19 protein-coding genes and 1 tRNA gene are annotated in these 20,870 nt (G+C 65.3%); 13 read left to right on the plus strand and 7 right to left on the minus strand.

All coding sequences use genetic code 11. The features are described from left to right. Positions 1 to 85: 85 nt before the first annotated feature. The 9 genes from bamB to AB4061_RS32760 all read left to right on the plus strand — a co-directional run bounded on the left by bamB (position 86) and on the right by AB4061_RS32760 (position 10,838). Positions 86 to 1,273 carry an outer membrane protein assembly factor BamB gene (gene bamB, locus AB4061_RS32720; protein ID WP_441640349.1) on the plus strand — a complete coding sequence of 396 codons (1,188 nt, stop codon included), beginning with the start codon at positions 86 to 88 and terminating at the stop codon, positions 1,271 to 1,273. A gap of 225 nt (positions 1,274 to 1,498) precedes the next feature. After that, positions 1,499 to 2,842, plus strand: coding sequence for a ribosome biogenesis GTPase Der (der, locus tag AB4061_RS32725; protein ID WP_043347450.1), 1,344 nt, complete (start codon positions 1,499 to 1,501; stop codon positions 2,840 to 2,842). 207 nt (positions 2,843 to 3,049) lie between these two features. Beyond that, a complete protein-coding gene (hfq, locus tag AB4061_RS32730) occupies positions 3,050 to 3,289 on the plus strand; it encodes an RNA chaperone Hfq (protein WP_006157757.1) in 240 nt (79 codons plus the stop codon). A gap of 297 nt (positions 3,290 to 3,586) precedes the next feature. Next, positions 3,587 to 4,834, plus strand: coding sequence for a GTPase HflX (gene hflX, locus AB4061_RS32735; protein ID WP_441640350.1), 1,248 nt, complete (start codon positions 3,587 to 3,589; stop codon positions 4,832 to 4,834). Between the two features lie 104 nt (positions 4,835 to 4,938). Beyond that, complete coding sequence (hflK, locus tag AB4061_RS32740) at positions 4,939 to 6,351, plus strand: FtsH protease activity modulator HflK (RefSeq protein WP_441640351.1); 1,413 nt, start codon at positions 4,939 to 4,941, stop codon at positions 6,349 to 6,351. An 11-nt stretch (positions 6,352 to 6,362) separates the two neighbouring features. Beyond that, positions 6,363 to 7,271, plus strand: a complete 909-nt coding sequence (gene hflC / locus AB4061_RS32745; RefSeq protein WP_441640352.1) for a protease modulator HflC — start codon at positions 6,363 to 6,365, stop codon at positions 7,269 to 7,271. 235 nt (positions 7,272 to 7,506) lie between these two features. Next, complete coding sequence (locus AB4061_RS32750; RefSeq protein ID WP_441640353.1) at positions 7,507 to 8,670, plus strand: ATP phosphoribosyltransferase regulatory subunit; 1,164 nt, start codon at positions 7,507 to 7,509, stop codon at positions 8,668 to 8,670. 114 nt (positions 8,671 to 8,784) lie between these two features. Beyond that, positions 8,785 to 10,125 (plus strand): adenylosuccinate synthase, encoded by a 1,341-nt coding sequence (locus AB4061_RS32755; RefSeq protein WP_441640354.1) that lies wholly within the window; start codon positions 8,785 to 8,787, stop codon positions 10,123 to 10,125. 152 nt (positions 10,126 to 10,277) lie between these two features. Next, entirely contained in the window at positions 10,278 to 10,838 is a 561-nt protein-coding gene (locus AB4061_RS32760) for a phosphoribosyltransferase (RefSeq protein WP_441640355.1), read from the plus strand. 79 nt (positions 10,839 to 10,917) lie between these two features. On the opposite strand, the gene AB4061_RS32765 is transcribed toward AB4061_RS32760, so the two are convergent. From AB4061_RS32765 to AB4061_RS32775, 3 genes are all read right to left on the minus strand, one after another. Next, positions 10,918 to 11,529 carry an NAD(P)-dependent oxidoreductase gene (locus AB4061_RS32765; RefSeq protein WP_441640356.1) on the minus strand — a complete coding sequence of 204 codons (612 nt, stop codon included), beginning with the start codon at positions 11,527 to 11,529 and terminating at the stop codon, positions 10,918 to 10,920. Between the two features lie 69 nt (positions 11,530 to 11,598). After that, positions 11,599 to 12,033: an Rrf2 family transcriptional regulator gene (locus tag AB4061_RS32770; RefSeq protein ID WP_006157768.1), complete on the minus strand. Its 435-nt coding sequence runs from the start codon at positions 12,031 to 12,033 to the stop codon at positions 11,599 to 11,601. 473 nt (positions 12,034 to 12,506) lie between these two features. After that, positions 12,507 to 12,593: transfer RNA gene (locus tag AB4061_RS32775), tRNA-Leu, on the minus strand. Positions 12,594 to 12,662: 69 nt separating this feature from the next. Here AB4061_RS32775 and rnr point away from each other — a divergent pair. The 3 genes from rnr (at position 12,663) to AB4061_RS32790 (ending at position 16,865) form a co-directional block, all read left to right on the plus strand. Further along, positions 12,663 to 15,254, plus strand: a complete 2,592-nt coding sequence (gene rnr / locus AB4061_RS32780; RefSeq protein WP_441640357.1) for a ribonuclease R — start codon at positions 12,663 to 12,665, stop codon at positions 15,252 to 15,254. An 88-nt stretch (positions 15,255 to 15,342) separates the two neighbouring features. Continuing rightward, positions 15,343 to 16,086 (plus strand): 23S rRNA (guanosine(2251)-2'-O)-methyltransferase RlmB, encoded by a 744-nt coding sequence (rlmB, locus tag AB4061_RS32785; RefSeq protein WP_043352050.1) that lies wholly within the window; start codon positions 15,343 to 15,345, stop codon positions 16,084 to 16,086. Positions 16,087 to 16,106: 20 nt separating this feature from the next. Beyond that, entirely contained in the window at positions 16,107 to 16,865 is a 759-nt protein-coding gene (locus AB4061_RS32790; RefSeq protein WP_441640358.1) for an SIR2 family NAD-dependent protein deacylase, read from the plus strand. 46 nt (positions 16,866 to 16,911) lie between these two features. Here AB4061_RS32790 and tal read toward each other — a convergent pair whose 3' ends face one another. After that, complete coding sequence (tal, locus tag AB4061_RS32795) at positions 16,912 to 17,850, minus strand: transaldolase (RefSeq protein ID WP_441640359.1); 939 nt, start codon at positions 17,848 to 17,850, stop codon at positions 16,912 to 16,914. 174 nt (positions 17,851 to 18,024) lie between these two features. Between tal and rpiA the strand changes: the two genes are divergently transcribed. Next, positions 18,025 to 18,711 carry a ribose-5-phosphate isomerase RpiA gene (rpiA, locus tag AB4061_RS32800; RefSeq protein WP_043347413.1) on the plus strand — a complete coding sequence of 229 codons (687 nt, stop codon included), beginning with the start codon at positions 18,025 to 18,027 and terminating at the stop codon, positions 18,709 to 18,711. Positions 18,712 to 18,811: 100 nt separating this feature from the next. On the opposite strand, the gene AB4061_RS32805 is transcribed toward rpiA, so the two are convergent. The 3 genes from AB4061_RS32805 to AB4061_RS32815 all read right to left on the minus strand — a co-directional run. Next, positions 18,812 to 19,087 (minus strand): oxidative damage protection protein, encoded by a 276-nt coding sequence (locus tag AB4061_RS32805; RefSeq protein WP_441640360.1) that lies wholly within the window; start codon positions 19,085 to 19,087, stop codon positions 18,812 to 18,814. 110 nt (positions 19,088 to 19,197) lie between these two features. Then, the gene (gene argA, locus AB4061_RS32810) at positions 19,198 to 20,535 is read right to left on the minus strand and encodes an amino-acid N-acetyltransferase (protein ID WP_441640365.1); all 1,338 of its coding nucleotides are present in this window, start codon (positions 20,533 to 20,535) and stop codon (positions 19,198 to 19,200) included. Between the two features lie 125 nt (positions 20,536 to 20,660). Further along, positions 20,661 to 20,870, minus strand: a 210-nt coding sequence (locus AB4061_RS32815) for a hypothetical protein (protein WP_441640361.1), incomplete at its 5' end; no start/stop codon positions are given.

The following is a 20,870-nucleotide window of genomic DNA, read 5'->3' on the forward strand; positions in this document are numbered from 1 at the left end:
CCGACAGGCCCGCGGGATTCGCATGCCATGCATGCCCCGCTTGCCCGCACCCTTGCGCCTCAACTTAAATCAGGATCGGAACCTCATGAAGTCATTGTTTTCCGGCACGGCCCAGAACCAGCAACACGGCAAATCTGTCCGCGGCCTGGTGGTGGCCGCCGCTTGTGCGGCCAGCGTCGCCAGCCTGGGCGGCTGCTCGCTGTTCAGCAAGGCTGACAAGCGCACGCCGGTCGAACTCAAGCCGATCACCCAGACGCTGTCGGTGCGCCAGGCCTGGAAGGCCAGCGTTGGCAAGAGCGGCCCGTACTCGCTGCAACCCGCCGTCTCCGGCGGCACCGTCTATGCATCTGCCAACGGCGGCAAGGTGCTGGCGCTCGATGGCGTCACGGGACGCACCCTGTGGGAGGCCAAGACCGACATCGACCTGACTTCCGGTCCCGGCAGCGACGGCACCGTCACGGCGGTGGCGGGCGAGAAGGGCGCGGTCTTTGCCTTTGACGCCAGCGGCAAGCAGATCTGGAAGAAGCAGGTCAACGGGGAGGTTCTCTCGGCGCCGCTGGTCGGCAACGGCCTGGTGGTCGTGCGCACGACCGATACCCGGGTGCTTGGCCTGGATGCGCAGACCGGCGAGCGCCGCTGGATCTACCAGCGCTCGCAGACCGCGCTCAACCTGCGCGCCTCGATGGGCATGGTGTTTGCCGGCGACGGCATCGTGATGGGCTTCCCCGGCGGCAAGCTGGGTGTGCTGGCTCCGGGCAACGGCGTGCTGCGCTGGGAGAGCACGGTTTCCTATCCGAAGGGCGTGTCCGAGATCGAGCGGCTTAACGACGTGACGGGCCAGCCCATGGTCAATGGCCGCCAGGTCTGCGCGACTACCTTCCAGGGCCGGATCGCCTGCCTTGAGCTGACCAATGGCCAGCCGCAGTGGGGCAAGGATTTCTCTTCGCCGACCGGCCCCGCGCAGGATGACACTTCGCTGTACGCCGGGGACGAGCGCTCCGTGGTCCATGCATTTGACCGCCAGAACGGCACTGAACGTTGGAAGAACGATCAACTGCTGTATCGCCGTCTCGGCACGCCGCTGGCGGTGGGACGTTCGGTGGTGGCGGGCGATTACGAAGGCTATGTACACTTCTTGTCGCGCGAGGACGGCCAGTTCGTGGCACGCCTGAAGACCGATGGCAGCGAGATTACCGCTGCGCCGGTGATGGCGGGCCCGTCGCTGGTGGTACAGACACGCGACGGCAACCTCTACGGCTTCGTGCCGGACTGAGGCGGTCGACATTCATGGCGACTGTCCGTGCACCTGTCGGCACGGGCGGCGCCAATCCGGTAGCACGGCCCTTCTGGCCGTGCAGGTGAACGAGGTCGGGTTGCAATGCAAGCCTGATCACCCGACAGGAAAAGTGGCCAGGCGCGCGACGCCCGGCCGTCGGACCCATATCACTCCGGAGTTCCTGGGGGGCGGCATCTGCCGGCCCCCATTTCCGTTTATTGCATGAAACCAGTTATCGCTCTGGTCGGCCGTCCCAATGTGGGCAAGTCGACGCTATTCAACCGCATGACCCGATCGCGCGACGCGCTTGTCGCCGATCTGCCCGGGCTCACGCGCGATCGCCACTATGGCGAAGGCCGCATCGGTGAACGTCCGTTCATCGCCATCGACACCGGCGGCTTCGAGCCGGTGGCCAAGGAAGGCATCGTTGCCGAGATGGCCAAGCAGACCCGCCAGGCGGTGGTCGAGGCCGACGTGGTGATCTTCCTCGTCGACGGCCGCCTCGGGCTGGCGCCCCAGGACCGGGTGATCGCCGATTACCTGCGCAAGACCGGGCGCCGCGTCATGCTGGCCGTGAACAAGGCCGAGGGCATGAAGTACACCACCGTGGTGTCGGAGTTCTACGAGCTTGGCATGGGCGACCCCTATGCCATTTCGTCGACCCACGGCGACGGCGTGCGCGAGCTGGTCGACGAGGCGCTGGAGCTGGCGGTGAAAGAGCGCCCGGAACTCGCCGAGGAAGACGAGGGCGCCCAGCGCGGCGTCAAGATCGCTATCGTGGGCCGGCCGAACGTGGGCAAGTCCACGCTGGTCAACACCCTGATCGGCGAAGAACGCGTGATCGCGTTCGACATGCCCGGCACCACGCGGGATGCCATCTATGTGGAGTTCGAGCGCGGCGGCAAGCCCTATACGCTGATCGACACGGCGGGCCTGCGCAAGCGCGGCAAGGTGTTCGAGGCCATCGAGAAGTTCTCGGTGGTCAAGACGCTGCAATCGATCGCCGATGCGAACGTCGTGGTGCTGCTGCTCGACGCGCAGCAGGACGTGTCGGAGCAGGATGCGCACATCGCCGGCTTCATCGTGGAATCCGGGCGCGCGCTGGTGGTTGGCGTCAACAAGTGGGACGGCCTCGACGGCCATAGCCGCGACCGTATCAAGCACGATCTGGAGCGCAAGCTGCAGTTCCTGGACTTCGCCAACTTCCACTTTGTGTCGGCGCAGCAGCGCACGGGCATCAGCGCGCTGCTGCGCTCGGTGGACGACGCGTATGCCGCGGCCATGGTCAAGCTGCCCACGCCGCAGCTCACTCGGATCCTGCAGGAAGCGGTCGAGTTCCAGCAGCCGCGGCGTGTCGGCGCGACGCGGCCCAAGCTGCGCTACGCGCACCAGGGCGGGTCGAATCCGCCCATCATCATCGTGCACGGCAATTCGCTTTCCGGCATCGCCGACACCTATCGGCGCTATCTCGAAAACCGTTTCCGCTCGGCTTTCAAACTGAAGGGCACACCGCTTCGCATCGAATTTAGAACGAACAAAAACCCATATGCCGACTCGAAGGATTGAGTCAGTCGACGGGAGCCGAGGCGGGCAAGTTTCGTTTGCGTTCGTTTGGAACTGAGGCTAAATTCACGGTAGCAGGGGGTTCCCTGCGAGGCGATGCTAGCTTGGTACCGTTTTGATCTTTTTTTGGCGCGGTTTGCGCCGTTTGACTTGAATCGGGGATTACCGTCCCCATCATCTATCACTAAATCTATAAATTTGGAGTGTGCCATGAGCAACAAAGGGCAATTGCTACAAGACCCGTTCCTGAACGCGCTGCGCAAAGAGCACGTACCGGTTTCCATCTACCTCGTCAATGGCATCAAGCTGCAAGGCAATATCGAGTCGTTCGACCAGTACGTCGTCCTGTTGCGCAACACCGTGACGCAGATGGTCTACAAGCATGCGATTTCCACCGTCGTACCGGCCCGCGCCGTGAATTTCCGCGTGGACGAAACGGCTGAAGGCTGATCATTCGCGGATAGCACCGCAGTTTTCCGGCAGGCCAGTCGTACCACGGCACGGCCGCCAGTTGCCGGTGTCGCGCAGGGGCCAGATGCTCCGGCGCGACACCAAAAGACGCCAGCCCATCCTGGCTGCAAAGTGGCCACGGACACGGACATGCTTCACCCTGGTGCATTCCGCCACGGACAGCGTCCCTGCTTCAAGCGTCTTCCCCCGGCCAGGGCTCCTGCCTAACGGCGCCAGCCGCTGCCATCTGGTAGCCTCCAACCCGTTTTCCTTTCTCGCGTTTCGCGATCCTCCCGTTTGCAATCTAGAGCCACTTCCAATTCCGAGTCTTCCCGCGCCATCCTCGTTGGTGTCGATTTCGGCAAGCATGATTTCCAGGAAAGCCTGAGCGAGCTGGCGTTGCTGACGTCGACCGCGGGGTCCACGCCGGTGCACACGCTGACCGGACGCAGGTCCCGTCCCGACCCGGCGCTGTTCATCGGTTCCGGCAAGGCGGAGGAACTGAAGGAGGCCGCCGATGCACTCGATGCCGACGTGGTGGTGTTCAACCACTCGCTCAGTCCTGCCCAGCAACGCAATCTCGAGCGCTTCCTGCAGCGTCATGTCATCGACCGAACCGGGCTGATCCTGGACATCTTCGGCCAGCGGGCGCAGAGCCACGTCGGCAAGGTGCAGGTCGAGCTCGCCCAGGTCCAGTACCAGGCCTCGCGGCTGGTCCGCGCCTGGAGCCACCTGGAGCGGCAGAAGGGGGGCATTGGCATGCGTGGCGGCCCGGGCGAGCGCCAGCTCGAGCTCGACCGCCGCCTGCTGGACGAGCGCGCCAAGCGGCTGAAGGCTGACCTGACGCGACTGCAGCGCCAGCACAGCACCCAGCGGCGCGCGCGCGCGCGCAACGACACCCTGAGCATCTCGCTGGTCGGCTATACCAACGCAGGCAAGTCGACGTTGTTCAACGCCCTCACCAAGGCCAGGGCCTACGCCGCGGACCAGCTGTTCGCCACGCTGGATACCACTTCGCGCCGGCTGTACCTGGAAGGCGTGGGCAACGTGGTGCTGTCGGATACCGTGGGATTCATCCGCGACCTGCCGACCCAGCTGGTGGCCGCGTTCCGCGCCACGCTGGAGGAGACCGTGCACGCGGACCTGCTGCTGCATGTGGTCGATGCTTCCAGCCCGGTGCGCCACGAGCAGGTCGAGCAGGTCAACCGTGTGCTGGCCGAAATCAATGCCGACGACATCCCGCAGATCGTGGTGATGAACAAGATCGACGCGTCGCCGGAACTGCTCGAACTGGGCCCCCGCGTGGAGCGCAACGAAGAGGGTGTGCCGACCCGCGTGTTCGTCAGTGCACGCGACGGCATCGGCCTGGATACCTTGCGCGAGGCGCTGGTGGAAGTGGCGCGCTGGCTGGCCGAGCGCCCGCCAGAGCGTCCCCCGCTGGATCCGCGCCTTGCCGATGCGCAGCCTTACCCGGATGACGATCTCGACAGCGATTTTGACGGCGATGACACCCGGGTGGATCCGGAAGAACCCGACACGCAGTGAGCCAGTTCGACGGAAATCGCAGCCAGATTGCCCCAAATGGGTAAAAGTGGCGTCGATGACTGTTAGAATCCCCCTGTTCCAACTATCCCGGACCCGTGCACTTCATGCCCCTGTTTCCCCGGAATTCTGAATCGAGCCATGCCTTTGGCAGCCGCGCAGGTGGCCGCAACGGCGGCCATGCACCGTCGCGAACGGCCTGGCAGCGTTTGCGCGCGATCCTGTCTTTGAACGATCCCCGTTGGGGTAGGGGCGGCCCGGATGACGAAGACAAAGACAAGGACAAGGACAAGGATAGCCGCGACAACAATCGCCAGCAAAACCAGCGTCCGCCCCAGGATGGCCCGCCCGACCTCGACGAGCTCTGGCGCGATTTCAACCGTCGCCTGAACGGCCTGCTTGGCCGCAAGGAAAACGGTGGTGGCGGCAACCAGGGCTTTGGCGGCGGTGCGCGTACGCCGGGCAAGGGTTCGGGGATCGGCGCCGGCGTGGTGGTGATCGCAGCGGTCGGCATCTGGCTGGCCAGCGGTTTCTTCATGGTGCAGGAAGGCCAGACCGCCGTTATCCTCCAGTTCGGCAAGTTCAAGTACACCACGGGCCCGGGTATCAACTGGCGCCTGCCGTACCCGATCCAGTCCGCCGAAATTGTCAACCTGTCGGGCGTGCGCTCGGTTGAAGTGGGCCGTTCCACCTCGATCAAGGACAGCAACCTGAAGGACGCGTCGATGCTGACGCAGGACGAGAACATCATCGACGTCCGCTTCACGGTGCAGTACGACATCCAGGACGCGAGCGAATTCCTGTTCTACAACAAGACCGACCGTGGTGGCGACGAAGAACTGGTGACCCAGGCTGCAGAAACCTCGGTGCGCGAGATCGTCGGGCGCAACAAGATGGACGCGGTGCTCTACGAGAACCGTGAACAGATTGCCCAGAATCTGGCCAAGTCGATCCAGTCGATCCTGACCGCGTACAAGACCGGCATCCGCGTGATTTCCGTCAACGTCCAGAGCGTGCAGCCGCCAGAGCAGGTCCAGGCCGCCTTTGACGATGTCAATAAGGCCAGCCAGGACCGCGAACGCGCTATCAGCGAAGGCCAGGCCTACGCCAATGACGTGATTCCGCGCGCCAAGGGTACCGCCGCGCGCCTGAACGAAGAAGCCGAAGCCTACAAGGCGCGAGTGACCGCCCAGGCCGAAGGCGATGCCTCGCGTTTCCGCCAGGTCCAGGCCGAGTATGCCAAGGCCCCGCAGGTGACGCGTGATCGCATCTATATCGAGACCATGCAGCAGATCTATACCAATTCGACCAAGGTGCTGGTGGATTCACGCCAGGGCAACAATCTCCTCTACCTGCCGCTGGACAAGCTGATGTCGCAATCGGCGGTGGATGCGCGCGCGCCGGCTTCCGGTGCCGCGCAGGCCCCTGCCGCGGGCAGCGGCACGTCTCCCGCGCCCGATGCCAGCGGCGATAACCGGTCGCGCGAGCTGTTGCGCAACCGTGACCGCGATTCGCGCTGAGGAGACCCGACATGAACCGACTGATTTCCGTAGTAATCGGCCTCTTCATCGTGCTGGCGATCGGCTCCTCGATGGTGTTCGTGGTGGACCAGCGTCAGTACGCCGTGGTGTTCGCCTTTGGCCAGATCAAGCAGGTGGTGAACGAGCCGGGCCTGCACTTCAAGTTGCCGCCGCCGCTGCAGAACGTGATTTTCATGGATCGCCGCCTGCTGACGATCGACGTGGCCGCTTCGGAGCGTTTCCTGACGGCTGAGAAGAAGAGCATGGTGGTGGACTGGTTCGTCAAGTGGCGCATCACCGATCCGCGCAAGTTCTACGTGGCCTTCAATGGCAACATCCGTGGCGCGCAGGACCGCATGACCCAGCGTATCGACTCCGTCGCCCGCGAGGAATTCGGCAAGCGCACGGTGGCGGAGCTGGTGGCCGGCGAGCGCGAGAAGGTGATGCAGAATATCCGCTCCGCGATGGCCGACTATGCGCAGTCCGTGGGCGTCGAGATCATCGACGTGCGTCTCAAGCGTGTCGACCTGCTGCCCGCGATCAGCGAATCGGTGTACCGCCGCATGGAAGCCGAGCGCAAGCGCGTGGCCAATGAGCTGCGCTCCACCGGCGCGGCCGAGGGCGAGAAGATCCGCGCCGATGCCGATCGTCAGCGTGAAGTCGTGCTGGCCGAGGCCTACCGCGATGCGCAGAAGATCAAGGGCGAGGGCGATGCCCGCGCCTCGCAGATCTACGCCGAATCGTTTGGCCGGGATCCCCAGTTCGCGCAGTTCTGGCGCAGCATGGAGGCCTACCGCAATACGTTCCGCGACAAGCGCGACGTGCTGGTGCTGGAGCCCAATTCCGACTTCTTCCGCTATATGCGGTCGTCGGGCGGCGCAGCGGCGCCGGCGGCAGCGCCTCCGGCGAGCCGTCGCTAAGCTAGGCGGTTCCGTCCGCCAGGCGCTTCGACAAAACCCCGGCTTGCCGGGGTTTTGTCCGGCTGGAGGGGTGGCCAGCGAGGCTCCCGAGGGGCGTCGCTGCCGTCTCATCCGCCATGCCAGGTGACTGGCTCCCCGCTTGCGGCTGGCGCCTACGGCACGGCGCGCGGCGGGATCGAATTTCAACGGGTGGCTCAAGGCCCCCCGGCAACTGTGTGAAGTGAAGAGATTTACCATGTCCAATCACTGGCTCCTGCCTGAAAACATCGCCGACGTGCTGCCGTCGGAGGCCCGCAAGATCGAAGAACTGCGCCGCCGCATGCTGGACTTGTTCCGCACCTACGGCTACGAGTTGGTCATGCCGCCGATGCTGGAATACCTGGAATCGCTGCTCACCGGTACCGGGCACGACCTCGACCTGCGCACGCTCAAGCTGGTCGACCAGCTCTCCGGCCGGACCATGGGCCTGCGCGCCGACATCACGCCGCAGGTCGCCCGCATCGACGCCCACTTGCTGAACCGCTCCGGCGTGACCCGGCTGTGCTACGCCGGCAATGTGCTGCACGCTCGCCCGGCCGGCTTTCGCGCAACCCGCGAGCCGATCCAGGTTGGCGCGGAGATCTACGGCCATGCCGGCCTGGAAGCGGATGTGGAAATCCAGGCCCTGATGCTGGCTGCGCTGCAGGTTGCCGGCCTGACCGAGATCCGTCTCGACCTTTGCCACGCGGGCATCCTGGAAGCGTTGCTGGACGGCCTGCCGTCCAGCCGCAAGATCGAGGACGCGCTGTTCGCAGCCTTGGAAACCAAGGATGTGTCGGCACTGCGCGAGCTGACCGAAGGCATGCCGCAGGCTGAGCGCGACGCGCTGCTGGCGCTGCCGACGCTGTACGGCGGCATAGAGGTGATCGAGCGCGCCCGCGCGACCCTGCCGGCGAGCCCGGTGATTGGCCGTGCGCTGGACGAACTGGCTGCGCTGGCCGCGGAAGTGAGCGGGGCGAGCGTCAATATCGACCTGTCCGACCTGCGTGGCTACCACTATCACAGTGGCGTGATGTTTACCGCCTATGTGGCTGGCTTGCCCAACTACGTGGCGCGCGGTGGCCGCTACGACAAGGTCGGCGAGGCCTTTGGCCGCGCCCGGCCGGCAACCGGCTTCTCACTGGATTTGCGCGAAGTAGCCTCGCTTTCGCCGCTGGAAGTGCGCGCTTTTGCCATTTTTGCGCCGTGGGATGCGGATCCTGCCTTGCGCGCCGCGATTACCGCGCTGCGCGCCGCTGGCGAGATCGTCATCCAGTCGCTGCCGGGGCACACGCACCAGCTCGACGAGTTCAACTGCGACCGCCAACTGGTACGCCAGGATGGCGGCTGGACGGTGATTCCACGTAGCGCCGGGGCCTGAGCGCAAGCGCCAAGCCGCGGAATTCCCCCGCGTTGCGGGCCGATCTCCCCAAAATCGGGGAGTTGACCTGCAACGAGAGTAAAATACGTTTTTAACCCACTGACCAAAATCAACATGTCCGCTTCTGCAGTAAGCCAGGGACGCAATGTCGTCGTGATCGGCACCCAATGGGGTGACGAAGGCAAGGGAAAAATCGTCGATTGGCTTACCGATCATGCAAAGGGCGTGGTGCGGTTCCAGGGCGGCCACAATGCCGGCCATACGCTCATCATCGGCGGCAAGAAGACCATCCTGCGCCTGATCCCCTCGGGCATCATGCGTGAAGGCACGATCTGCTACATCGGCAACGGCGTCGTGCTGTCGCCGGAGGCGCTGTTCCGTGAGATCGAGGAACTGGAATCCGCCGGCCTGCAGGTGCAGAACCGCCTGCGCATTTCCGAAGCGACCACGCTGATCCTGCCGTACCACGTGGCCATCGACAAGGCCCGTGAAGTGCGCCGTGGCGCCGACAAGATCGGCACCACCGGCCGCGGCATTGGCCCGGCCTATGAAGACAAGGTGGCCCGCCGCGCGCTGCGCGTGCAGGACCTGTTCGATCCCAAGTGCTTCGCCGAAAAGCTGCGCGAGAACCTCGACCTGCATAACTTCATGCTGACCCAGTACCTGGGCGCGGAAGCGGTCGACTACCAGCAGACGCTCGACGAAATGCTGGCGTACGCGCCGCGCTTGGCCCCGATGGTGGCCGACGTGTCGGCCGAGCTGTACGCGGTCAATGCTGCCGGCGGCAACCTGATGTTCGAAGGCGCGCAAGGCACGCTGCTCGACGTCGATCATGGCACCTATCCGTTCGTTACCTCCAGCAACTGCGTGGCCGGTGCGGCCGCTGCCGGTGCTGGCGTTGGCCCGGGCCGCCTGAACTACATCCTGGGCATCACCAAGGCGTACTGCACCCGCGTGGGCGCAGGCCCGTTCCCCAGCGAGCTGTACGACAACGACAACCCCAAGCGCCAGGACCCGGTGGGCGTGCGCCTGGCCAACGTCGGCAAGGAGTTCGGCTCGGTGACCGGGCGACCGCGCCGTACCGGCTGGCTCGATGCCGCCGCGCTCAAGCGTTCGGTGCAGATCAACGGCGTGTCGGGTCTTTGCATGACCAAGCTCGACGTGCTGGATGGCCTTGAAACCCTCAAGCTGTGCGTGGGCTATGAGCTGGACGGCAAGACCGTCGACATCCTGCCGCGTGGCTCGGATGCCGTGGCGCGCTGCGTGCCGGTGTACGAGGAATTCCCGGGCTGGAACGAATCCACGTTCGGCGTGAAGGCCTGGGATGCGCTGCCGGAACAGGCGCGCACCTACCTGAAGCGCGTCGAGGAAGTGGTCGGCATCCCGATCGACATGATCTCGACCGGCCCGGACCGCGACGAAACCATCCTGCTGCGTCACCCGTACGTAGCCTGATGTTGTCTTGCCCGTAAGGGCGCCGCGCGGCTGAACGAGGCCGCGCAGGCAAAAAGACGGCAGCTGCACAAGAGCAAATCGGCCCGCGCAAGCGGGCCGAAACTTTATCGGTCGACAGACCTCAAGCCTAAAGCCGAAGAGCTAAAACAATCATGACCCTGCCATCGAACGACGAAGAGAACCTGTGGATCTCGTGGGACGACTACCACAGCCTGATCGCGCGTCTGGCGCTGAACGTCCACGAGTCGGGCTGGAAATTCGACAAGATCCTGTGCCTGGCCCGCGGTGGCCTGCGCGTTGGCGACCAGATGTCCCGTATCTTTGACGTGCCTCTCGCCATCCTGGCCACCAGCAGCTACCGCGAGGCGGCGGGCACGCAGCAGGGCGACCTCGATATTGCGCAGTACATCACGATGACCAAGGGCGACCTCTCCGGCAAGATCCTGCTGGTCGATGACCTGGTGGATTCCGGCGTCACGCTGGAGCGCGTGGGTCGCCATCTGCAGGAGCGCTATCCCGCCGTGACGGAAGTGCGTTCGTCCGTGCTGTGGTACAAGGCCTGCTCCAAGGTCAAGCCGGACTACCACGTGACCTACCTGCCGACGAACCCCTGGATTCATCAGCCGTTCGAAGAGTACGACACGCTGCGTCCGCACAACCTGGCGGCCTGGCTCAAGCGCGGCAAGCACGCCGCCGGCAGCTCGCAGGCCTGATCCCGGGCGATCCGGGCAATCGAGCGGCAACTGCGAGGGCATCGGCAAGCCGCCCTCGCAGTTGCCGCTCGTTTCCTGCTTAATAGGCGACCGTGTAGCGCTGGCACGAGTGCGCCGGTTTTTCCACTTCGTCGATCATGGCGATGGCATAGTCTTCCATCGAGATCCAGCTCTTGCCGCTGGCGTCGGAGAGCAGCGTCTCCTCGCCCACGCGGAATTTGCCCGTGCGCGTGCCCGGCTCGAACAGGGCTGCGGGGGACAGGAAGGTCCAGTCGATCGCTGTCTCGTTGCGCAGGGCGTTGAGGAAGTCGCGTCCCGCCAGGGCCTCCGCCTTATAGGCTTCCGGGAACTGCGGCGTATCGACCAGTTGCGCGCCCGGTGCCACGAAGAGGCTGCCCGCGCCGCCCACCACCAGCAGGCGGGGCACGCCGGCGGCCTTGACCGCGGAGGTGATCTGTTCGGCTGTGGTCTGCAGGAAACGTACGGTGCTGATTGCCACGTCGTGGCCAGCGAGGGCGGCCGCCAGGGCCTTGGTGTCCGCGGCATCTGCATTGATCGTGGCGAGGCCCGGCCGCGTGGCAAGCTTGTCGGCCTGGCGTGCGATAGCGGTGACCGTGTGGCCGCGGCTCAGGGCTTCGTCGATGAGGCGAGTGCCGACACGGCCGGTGGCGCCGATGATTGCGATCTTCATGTTGACTCCTTTGTTGCGCTGTTGAATATCGATGTGAAACTATATTAGTTACATATTGGGATAAAAATTTTACGGCTTGCGTTGCCGGGCCGCGCGCTCCACATCGGCGAGCATGCCGGCAATCGTGATCCCGGCCAGCGCACCATCCATCGCGGCCTGTGCGCGGTCCGCGGCGTGCTTCAGCGCGCCGGTAATTTCCCGTCCCACCATGCATGCCGGATTGGGCACGCTGTGGTGCGGCGCGATCAGCGTGGCCGACTCCACCGCACGGAACACATCGAGCAACGTGATCGATGTCGCCGCGCGCGCCAGCGAGGCGCCGCCGTTGCTCCCCATCACCGTGCTCACCAGCCCCGCCTCGGCCAGCTGGCTGACCAGACGGCGGATCAGGACCGGGTTCGTGCCCACGCTGCCCGCGATCAGCGACGACGGCAAGGGCTCCGCGGCGCTGGCCAGCAAGGTGAGGATATGGACGGCGACGGCGAATCGGCTGCTGGTGGTCATGGTGGGTGAGGCAATGTGAAACTATCTTAGTTACAGATAGCCGTCGCTGTCAAGCGACTGGCGGGCCACGCAGGCATGCTGATGTGGCATGCGCCTGCAGCAATAGGGTGGTTTGCACCTGAAAACGTCGGAAAACGCGACATTCCAGCGTGTGAATGGCGGAAGAATGCCGGGAGCGCCACTGAAACTGATACACTCACCCGCAGCGCAGCAGTCGGCTGCTGCTCCGGCCGCGCCCTGGCAGTTCGTGTGAGCGCCAGGCTGTGTGGATGCCCCTGCCTCAACAGGCAAGAGCGGACTCCACGCCCCGGGGCGGTCGTTGCTGTGACTGGTATTTAGTCAATAGTTAATAGTTAATAGTTAAGTCGCGCAGTCGCGCCAATATCGAATCGGGAGTGCCAAGTTGCAAGATCAGACGCCGGAAAACAAAAAACCCGCAGGGCTCGAAAGCGCTGCGGGTTTTCCGTTTGATCTGGTGCCCAGGAGAGGACTCGAACCTCCACAGTGTTGCCACCGCTAGGACCTGAACCTAGTGCGTCTACCAATTTCGCCACCTGGGCGGGCGTCGAAACAACCGAAGCGCTCATTATAGCGACCGCAAATCGTTTGTCAAATAATTCTAGAAAAAATTGAATCAGAATAACTATCCGATCCCTAGTCGGGAAGAAATCCTTGGCGTCCTGCGGACGTCGGGGTCGCCCTTGTCGGGCGGCGATATCGCCAAGGCGCTCGCTGTCACGCGCAAAGAACACGACGGCTTCCAGAAACGCCTCGCCGCCATGGAGCGTGACGGCCAGATCGAACTCAACCGCAAGGGCCGCTACGAGCTGGCCAACCAGCCTAACTTTGTGGTCGGCCGGGTGCAGGGCCACCGCGATGGCTTCGGCTTCCTGATCCGCGACGATGGCGATGACGACATCTTCCTGCCGGAGCGCGAGCTGCAGAAGGCCATGCACAACGACCGCGCCCAGGTGCGCGTGATCGGCTACGACCGGCGCGGCCGGCCCGAAGGCCAGATCGTCGAGATCCTCGAGCGTGCCAACCGCTACGTGATCGGCCGCCTGCTGAGCGAAGGCGGCGTGCTGGTGGTGGCGCCCGAAGACAAGCGCATCAGCCAGGACATCCTGATCCCGCCGAAATCGCAAGGCAAGGCGCAAGTCGGCCAGGTCGTCAGCGTCGAGATCATCGACTACCCCGATCGCTACGTGCAGCCCGTGGGCCGTGTGGTGGAAGTGCTGGGCGACTTCGACGATCCCGGCATGGAAATCGAAATCGCCGTGCGCAAGTACGGCGTGCCGCATGAATTCTCGGATGCCTGCGCCAAAGAAGCCGCCGGCCTGCCCGACGAGGTGCGCGAGTCCGACCTGGAGCACCGCATCGACCTGCGCGACGTGCCGCTGGTGACGATCGACGGCGAAGACGCGCGCGACTTCGACGACGCTGTCTACTGCGAACCCGTCAAGATCGGCCGCTCGAAGGGCTGGCGTCTGGTGGTGGCGATTGCCGATGTGTCGCACTACGTGCGTCCCGGCACGGCGCTCGACGCCGATGCGCTGGATCGCGCCACCTCGGTGTACTTCCCGCGCCGCGTCATCCCGATGCTGCCGGAAAAGCTCTCCAACGGCCTGTGCTCGCTGAACCCGCAAGTCGACCGCCTGTGCATGGTGTGCGATGCGGTGATCACCGCCAAGGGCGAGCTCAAGGGCTATCAGTTCTATCCCGCCGTGATGCATTCGGCGGCGCGCCTGACCTATAACGAGGTCTGGTCGGTGCTGTCCAACACCAAGGGCCCGGAGGCGCATAAGCGTGCCGACCTGGTGCCGCACCTGCAGAACCTGTACGAGCTGTTCCAGGTCCTGCTCAAGGCGCGGCGCGAGCGTGGCGCGATCGACTTCGATACCACCGAGACCTACATCGTCTGCAATGCGCAGGGCAAGATCGAGCAGATCCTGCCGCGCACCCGCAACGACGCCCACCGCCTGATCGAGGAATGCATGCTGGCCGCCAACGTGTGCGCCGCAGACTTTCTCGAGCGCTTCAAGCATCCCACGCTGTACCGGATCCACGCCGGCCCGAGCGAGGAAAAGCTGAAGAACCTGCGCGAGTTCCTGCGCTCCGTCGGGCTTTCGCTGGCCGGTGGCGACAAGCCGCAGGCGGGCGACTACGCCGACGTGATGGACAAGATCAAGAGCCGTCCCGACGCGCCGATGTTGCAGACCATGCTGCTGCGCTCGATGCAGCAGGCGGTCTACAGCCCGGACAACATCGGCCACTTCGGCTTGTCGTACGAGGCTTACGCCCACTTCACCAGCCCGATCCGCCGGTACCCGGACTTGCTCACGCACCGCGCCATCAAGGCCGTGCTGGCCCATACCAAGTACCGGCCGGCATTTGCACCGGGCACCGCGCTGAACACCGCGATCGCGCCCAAGGCGCGCCGCATGCAGGCCAAGGACGCCGCCGAGAAGGCAGAGCGCAGCGCCGCGCGCGCCCAGCGCAACGAAGCCATCTGGGACGAGCTCGGCCTGCACTGCTCGGCCAACGAGCGCCGCGCCGATGAAGCCTCGCGCGATGTGGAAGCCTGGCTCAAGTGCTACTTCATGCGCGACAAGCTTGGCAGCGAGTACTCGGGCACCATCAGCTCGGTCACCTCGTTCGGCATCTTCGTGCAGCTCGACGAGCTCTATGTCGAAGGCCTGGTCCATGTCACCGAGCTGGGCAGCGATTACTTCCAGTACGACGAGGCGCGCAATGAACTGCGCGGCGAGCGTACCGGCATCCGCTACCGCCTCACCGACCGCGTCCGCGTGCAGGTTTCGCGCGTGGACCTCGATGCGCGCAAGATCGACTTCCGCCTGGTGCAGGAGCCCTCAGCCAAGAACCTGCGTGGCCGCGCCCCGACCGTCGATGCCGCGCCGCGCGTGCCCGCCGCGCACGCCGTGCCCGCGCGCAAGAAGGGCCGTCAGCTGGCCGCGCTGCTGGGTGGCAGCTCCAAGCCGGAAGAGTCGTTCGACGAAACGCTGGACCGCGTGATCGAAGAGCAGCCGGTGTTCGAAGCTGTCATGACGCCGGTCAAGCCGCACGTGGGACAGGGCGCCAAGGCCGGCGGCAAGCCGGCCAAGCGCGCCGCCAAGCCCAAGCCGCAGCATCTGGGCTCGGCGCACAAGGGCGGCGCCAAGCCCGCCGGCAAGAGCAGCCGCGCTTCGCGCAAGCGCACCTGACGGCCATGGCGCCGGCGCCGGCTTGCCCGGTTCCGGCGCCATGGCTGCGGACACGGGGCAAGCTCCGGCGGGAATGTACAATCTCGCCATGGCTAAACAAAAACTCCTGATCGGCTTTCACGCCGTCACCGCGCGCCTGCGCCAGGACGCCGCTGGCGTCACCGATGTCTACGTAGAATCCGCGCGGCGTGACCGCCGCATGCAGGACTTCATCCGCCTTGCCGAAAGCCTCAAAGTCCGCCTGCACCCGGTGGATGCCGAGCGCCTGCGCGGCATGGCCGGCACCGACCGCCACCAGGGCGTGGTCGCCCGCGCCGAAGATGTGGCGCTGGCCCTCAATCTTGACGAACTGCTCGACGGCATCGAGGGCACGCCCTTGCTGCTGGTGCTCGACGGCGTCACCGATCCGCACAACCTGGGCGCTTGCCTGCGCGTGGCCGATGGCGCTGGCGCGCACGCCGTGATCGCCCCGAAGGACCGCAGCGTGGGGTTGAACACCACGGTGGCCAAGGTGGCCAGCGGCGCGGCGGAAACCGTTCCCTACATCACTGTCACCAACCTGGCGCGCACGCTGCGCGAGTTGCAGGAGCGCGGCATCTGGGTGATCGGCACGGACGACGGCACGGAAAAGACGCTCTATGACGTCGATTTCAAGGGACCGGTTGCCCTGGTGATGGGCGCCGAAGGCGAGGGCATGCGCCGCCTCACCCGTGAAACCTGTGACGAGCTGGTCAGCATCCCGATGGCCGGCGGCGTGGAAAGCCTGAACGTTTCCGTGGCTAGCGGCGTGTGCCTGTATGAGGCGGTGCGCCAGCGCCGCCTGAAGCGCTGAGCGCTGGGGCGGCATCCGTGGTGACGGCGGACATCGACGCACAGGCGCTCGCGGCATCGCGCCGCCTGATCGGCGAAGCCACCAATATCATGGTGCTCACCGGCGCGGGCGTATCGGCCGAGTCCGGCGTGCCCACGTTCCGCGACGCCATGACCGGCCTGTGGTCGCGCTTCAATCCCGAGGAACTGGCCCAGGAAGACGCCTACCGGCGCCAGCCCGCGCTGGTCTGGGAGTGGTACCTGCACCGGCGCGAGCTGGTGGCGGCCACCGAGCCCAACCCGGCGCATATCGCCCTGGTGGCGCTCGCCGCGCAGAAAATCGTCACCCTGGTCACACAAAACGTGGATGGCCTGCACCAGCGCGCCGGCAGCCGCGATGTGATCGAGCTGCACGGCAACCTGTTCGCCAACAAGTGGCTTGACGGCTGCGGCCGTTGCGACCCGGCGACCGCCGTGCCGGGCGTGCCGCCGCGCTGCTCCCTTTGCAATGCCATGATGCGCCCCGGCGTGGTGTGGTTCGGCGAGGAACTGCCGCGCGTGGCCCGCTATCGCGCCGAGCACGCAGCCGAGCAGTGCGATCTTTGCATCGTGGTGGGCACCTCCGGCCTGGTTTATCCGGCGGCCGGCTTGCCCGGCGCCGCCAAGGACCATGGCGCGCATGTCATCGTGGTCAATCCCGAGCCCTCGGCGCTGGATCAGACCGCCGACATTGTGCTGCGTGGCCCGGCCGGCGTGGTCTTGCCCTTGCTGTGGGACGGTGTGCGCGCGACACCAGCTTGAACCGGCTCGCCGCCTGGATTCCCGGGCGGCTTCCATTTTTCCCCTCTCAAGCCGTAATCAACGCCTCCAGCTTCACCGCATCCGCCGCGAATGCGCGGATCCCCTCAGCCAGCTTTTCCGTCGCCATCGCGTCTTCATTGAGCTGCCAGCGGAAAGCCGCCTCACCGCACTCGATGCGGGCGATATTGCCGGCCTGTGCCTGGTCGACCGACAGCTTGCGCTCCACGGTGCTTTCGCTGGCAGCCAGCTTCTCCAGCAGGTCCGGGCTGATGGTGAGCAGATCGCAGCCGGCCAGCGCCAGGATCTGCTCGGTGCTGCGGAAGCTGGCACCCATCACTTCGGTGGGGTGGCCGAACTTCTTGTAGTAGTCGTAGATCTGGCGCACAGAACGCACGCCGGGATCGTTGTCGCCCGCGTTGGCGGCAGCGTCCCATTTGTCGCCGGCTTGCTTCTTGTGCCAGTCCAGGATGCGGCCAACGAAGGGCGAGATCAGTTGCGCGCCGGCCTCGGCGCAGGCAACCGCCTGTGCCAGCGAGAACAGCAGCGTCATGTTGCAGTTGATGCCTTCGCGCTGCAGCACTTCGGCTGCGCGGATGCCTTCCCAGGTGGAGGCGATCTTGATCAGCACGCGCTCGCGGGCCACGCCGCGCTGCTCATACAGCGAGATCAGGTGGCGGGCCTTGGCCAGTGTGGCTTCGGTGTTGAAGGACAGGCGGGCGTCGACCTCGGTCGACACGCGGCCTGGTACGATGGCCAGGATCTCGCAGCCAAAGGCGATCAGCAGGGCGTCCATCACGGCGTCGGTGCCTTCATTGCCGCGCACGGCCTTTTCCAGCAGGGGACGGTACTCGGCCTTCTGGACGGCCTTCAGAATCAGGGAAGGGTTGGTCGTGGCGTCCTGCGGCGTGTACTGCTTCATCACCTGGAAATCGCCGGTGTCCGCCACCACGGTGGTGAACTGCTTGAGCTGATCGAGCTGGTTCATGGTCAGTGAGTTGCTTTTAAGGGTTGGTGATGGCGCAGGACCAAAACGGCAGGCCCCGGACGCCGCGCTGATGCATGCCTCGGGCCATTGTACCGTCGGCTCGCGCCCACGCCGGGGATGTCACGGCATTCCGGTACACTATGCGGTTTCCCCCAAAGCAGATGGGCTGTTGTCATGACACAGGATGAACTCAAGGCGCTGGTGGCGCAAGCCGCGGCCGACTATGTCAAAGAGGTAGTGCCGGCGGGTGCGGTGCTGGGCGTGGGCACGGGCTCCACGGCCAATCTCTTTATCGATGCGGTGGCGGCGTTCAAGGAACGCTTTTCCGGCGCGGTCTCCAGCTCGGAGGCGTCTACGCGCCGCCTGCAGCAGCACGGCTTCCAGGTCTTGGACCTGAATGAAGTCGACGAAATCCCCGTGTACGTCGACGGCGCGGACGAGATCGACGCCAGCGGCGCCATGATCAAGGGCGGCGGCGGCGCGCTGACGCGCGAGAAGATCGTGGCCTCGGTGGCCAAGCGCTTTGTCTGCATCGCCGACGGCAGCAAGCTGGTGGATGTGATGGGCGCGTTTCCCCTGCCGGTGGAAGTGATTCCGATGGCACGCGCTGCGGTCGCCCGTCAACTGGCCGCATTCGGTGGCCAGCCGCGCCTGCGCATGACCAAGGAAGGCGGCATATTCAAGACCGACAACGGCAATGTGATTCTGGATGTGGCCGGCCTGAAGATCAGCAATCCGAAGTCGATGGAAGAAGCCATCAATCACATGCCGGGCGTCGTCACGGTGGGGCTGTTTGCCCTGCGCGGCGCGGACGTACTGCTGCTGGGCACGCCAGAGGGCGTGAAGCGCAGCGATTATTGAATCTGCCGGTCCCGTTGGCGGATCGTTGCATGAAAAAGGGTGCCGTAACAGGCACCCTTTTTGTTTCCCACCGCGCGGCGCGAAGCCGCGCTCAGCCAGATCAGGCAGCCGGCGGCGGCACGTAGCCCTGTGCCTGGTCCGCGCCTTCACCGAAGAAGTACTTCTCGGTCTGCTTGAGCAGGTACTGGCGAGCCCGGGCGTCGGCCATGTTCAGGCGGTTTTCGTTGATCAGCATGGTCTGGTGCTTGAGCCAGCCAGCCCAGGCTTCCTTCGACACGCTTTGCCAGATCTTCTTGCCGAGTTCGCCTGGCAGCGGCGGCAGGTCGAGCCCTTCGGCTTCTTTGTTGAGCTTGACGCATTGAACCATACGGGCCATGGGGAACTCCTTGTTGTCGTGTGATGTAGCCGGCGCGGCAAGGGGCCGGCCGTTGCGGTGCCGCTATTGTAACGAAGCGGGGGCCAGCCTTCAGGCTACCCCCACCGCCGTCACAGCTTCTTCATCAGCACCATCGACTTGCGCTGCCAGTTGTAGAGCTTGCGCTTGTCTTCCGGCAGGTCGTCCACGGTGGCGTGGACAAAGCCGCGCTTGAGGAACCAGTGCTCCGTGCGGGTAGTGAGCACGAACAGGCGGTCAAGCCCGAGGCTGCGGGCGCGGCGCTCGATGCGCTTGAGCAGGCGCTCGCCGTCGCCGGTGCCCTGGGCTTCGGACGACACAGTCAGGCAGGCCATCTCGGCCATGCCTTCGCGCGGGTAGGGGTAGAGCGCGGCGCAGCCGAACAGCACGCCATCGTGCTCGATCACCGAGAAGTTGGCGATGTCGCGCTCGATCAGGTGGCGCCCGCGTGGCACCAGCGTGCCGTCCTGCTCCAGCGGGGCGATCAGCTGCAGGATGCCGCCGACATCGTCCAGCGTGGCTTCGCGCAGGCTTTCCAGGTCGGTGTCGGAGATCATGGTGCCGACGCCGTCGTGCAGGAACAGCTCCAGCAGCACCGAGCCGTCCAGCTGGAAGGGGATCAGGTGGGCGCGCGGCACGCCGCCCTTGAGCGCCTTGACCAGGTGTTCCAGGTAATAGGAGACATCGGGCGGCAGGTGGTTGTTCTGCAGCCGCTCAACGGCGGTGCGCAGCGACATCTCCGGCATCAGCTTGCCAACGGGGTCTTGCACGCCGGGGACCTCGGTGATGAACACCAGCTTGTCGGCCTTCAGGGCGATGGCGGTGGCGCTGGCCACGTCTTCCATCGACAGGTTGAAGGCCTGGCCGGTGGGCGAGAAGCCAAGCGGCGAGAGCAGCACGATCTTGCCGTGCGACAGCGACATGCGAACCGACTCGCCGTCGATCTTGCGCACCAGTCCGGTGTGCTGGTAATCCACGCCGTCGACAATGCCGAGCGGGCGGGCGGTGACGAAGTTGCCGGAGATCACCGACAGCTGGGCGCCAGCCATGGGCGTGTTAGGCAAGCCCTGGCTGAAGGCGGCCTCGATATCCAGGCGCAGTTCGCCGGCGGCTTCCTTGGCGCACTCCAGCGCCGCGTTGTCGGTCACGCGCACGCCGTCAGCGAATTGCGACTCGACGTGGCGCAGCGCCAGCTGCTCTTCCACCTGCGGGCGCGAGCCGTGCACCAGCACGATCTGCATGCCCATGGCGTGCAGCAGGGCCACGTCATTGACCAGGGCGTTAAGGATGTTGGCCTTGACAAGCTCACCGCCGAAGGCGATCACGAAGGTCTTGCCGCGGAAGGCGTGGATATAGGGCGCAACCGCTCGCAGCCAGTCGACGAACTGCTGATGGTCGGGGGCGCCACGCTCGACGGGGTCGGCGCCCATGGCGGGCGCGGGCAGCGTGGAAGGGTCGGTGACGGGCAGGGGCTCGTCCATTTCGGACGGCGCGGGCGCGTCGGCTGGTGTGTCGGTTCTTGCATTCATGCCGCGGATTATAATCCCGGCCAATGTCAGCACAACGCCCCGCCAAACCTTTGTCGCCGGATCGGAAAACCGATGCCGGCCGCCCCGCGCCCAAGGCCGCCCCCTCGCCAGCCCAGCCCGCTGTCCAGCCTGTCGACAGGCCGGCGCGCGCGCCGGCCGTGGCCGCCACGCCGGCCGCCGGTCCGCCGGCCGAACGACAGCCCCGGCAGCCGGGCCAGGCCCGGCAAGCCAGGCCG

Source organism: Cupriavidus sp. YAF13 (genome assembly GCF_052113425.1).
In the GTDB taxonomy this organism is placed as follows: domain Bacteria; phylum Pseudomonadota; class Gammaproteobacteria; order Burkholderiales; family Burkholderiaceae; genus Cupriavidus.

Coding starts and splice junctions, on each gene's coding strand:
- AB4061_RS32770 (WP_006157768.1), bottom strand. CDS start 12,033: ATGACCACCAGCAGCCGATTCGCCGTCGCCGTCCATATCCTCACCTTG.
- AB4061_RS32805 (WP_441640360.1), bottom strand. CDS start 19,087: ATGGCCCGTATGGTTCAATGCGTCAAGCTCAACAAAGAAGCCGAAGGG.
- rlmB (WP_043352050.1), top strand. CDS start 15,343: ATGGCTAAACAAAAACTCCTGATCGGCTTTCACGCCGTCACCGCGCGC.
- AB4061_RS32760 (WP_441640355.1), top strand. CDS start 10,278: ATGACCCTGCCATCGAACGACGAAGAGAACCTGTGGATCTCGTGGGAC.
- AB4061_RS32755 (WP_441640354.1), top strand. CDS start 8,785: ATGTCCGCTTCTGCAGTAAGCCAGGGACGCAATGTCGTCGTGATCGGC.
- bamB (WP_441640349.1), top strand. CDS start 86: ATGAAGTCATTGTTTTCCGGCACGGCCCAGAACCAGCAACACGGCAAA.
- hfq (WP_006157757.1), top strand. CDS start 3,050: ATGAGCAACAAAGGGCAATTGCTACAAGACCCGTTCCTGAACGCGCTG.
- AB4061_RS32765 (WP_441640356.1), bottom strand. CDS start 11,529: ATGAAGATCGCAATCATCGGCGCCACCGGCCGTGTCGGCACTCGCCTC.
- hflK (WP_441640351.1), top strand. CDS start 4,939: ATGCCCCTGTTTCCCCGGAATTCTGAATCGAGCCATGCCTTTGGCAGC.
- hflC (WP_441640352.1), top strand. CDS start 6,363: ATGAACCGACTGATTTCCGTAGTAATCGGCCTCTTCATCGTGCTGGCG.
- AB4061_RS32750 (WP_441640353.1), top strand. CDS start 7,507: ATGTCCAATCACTGGCTCCTGCCTGAAAACATCGCCGACGTGCTGCCG.
- argA (WP_441640365.1), bottom strand. CDS start 20,535: ATGGGCGCCGACCCCGTCGAGCGTGGCGCCCCCGACCATCAGCAGTTC.
- tal (WP_441640359.1), bottom strand. CDS start 17,850: ATGAACCAGCTCGATCAGCTCAAGCAGTTCACCACCGTGGTGGCGGAC.
- der (WP_043347450.1), top strand. CDS start 1,499: ATGAAACCAGTTATCGCTCTGGTCGGCCGTCCCAATGTGGGCAAGTCG.
- rpiA (WP_043347413.1), top strand. CDS start 18,025: ATGACACAGGATGAACTCAAGGCGCTGGTGGCGCAAGCCGCGGCCGAC.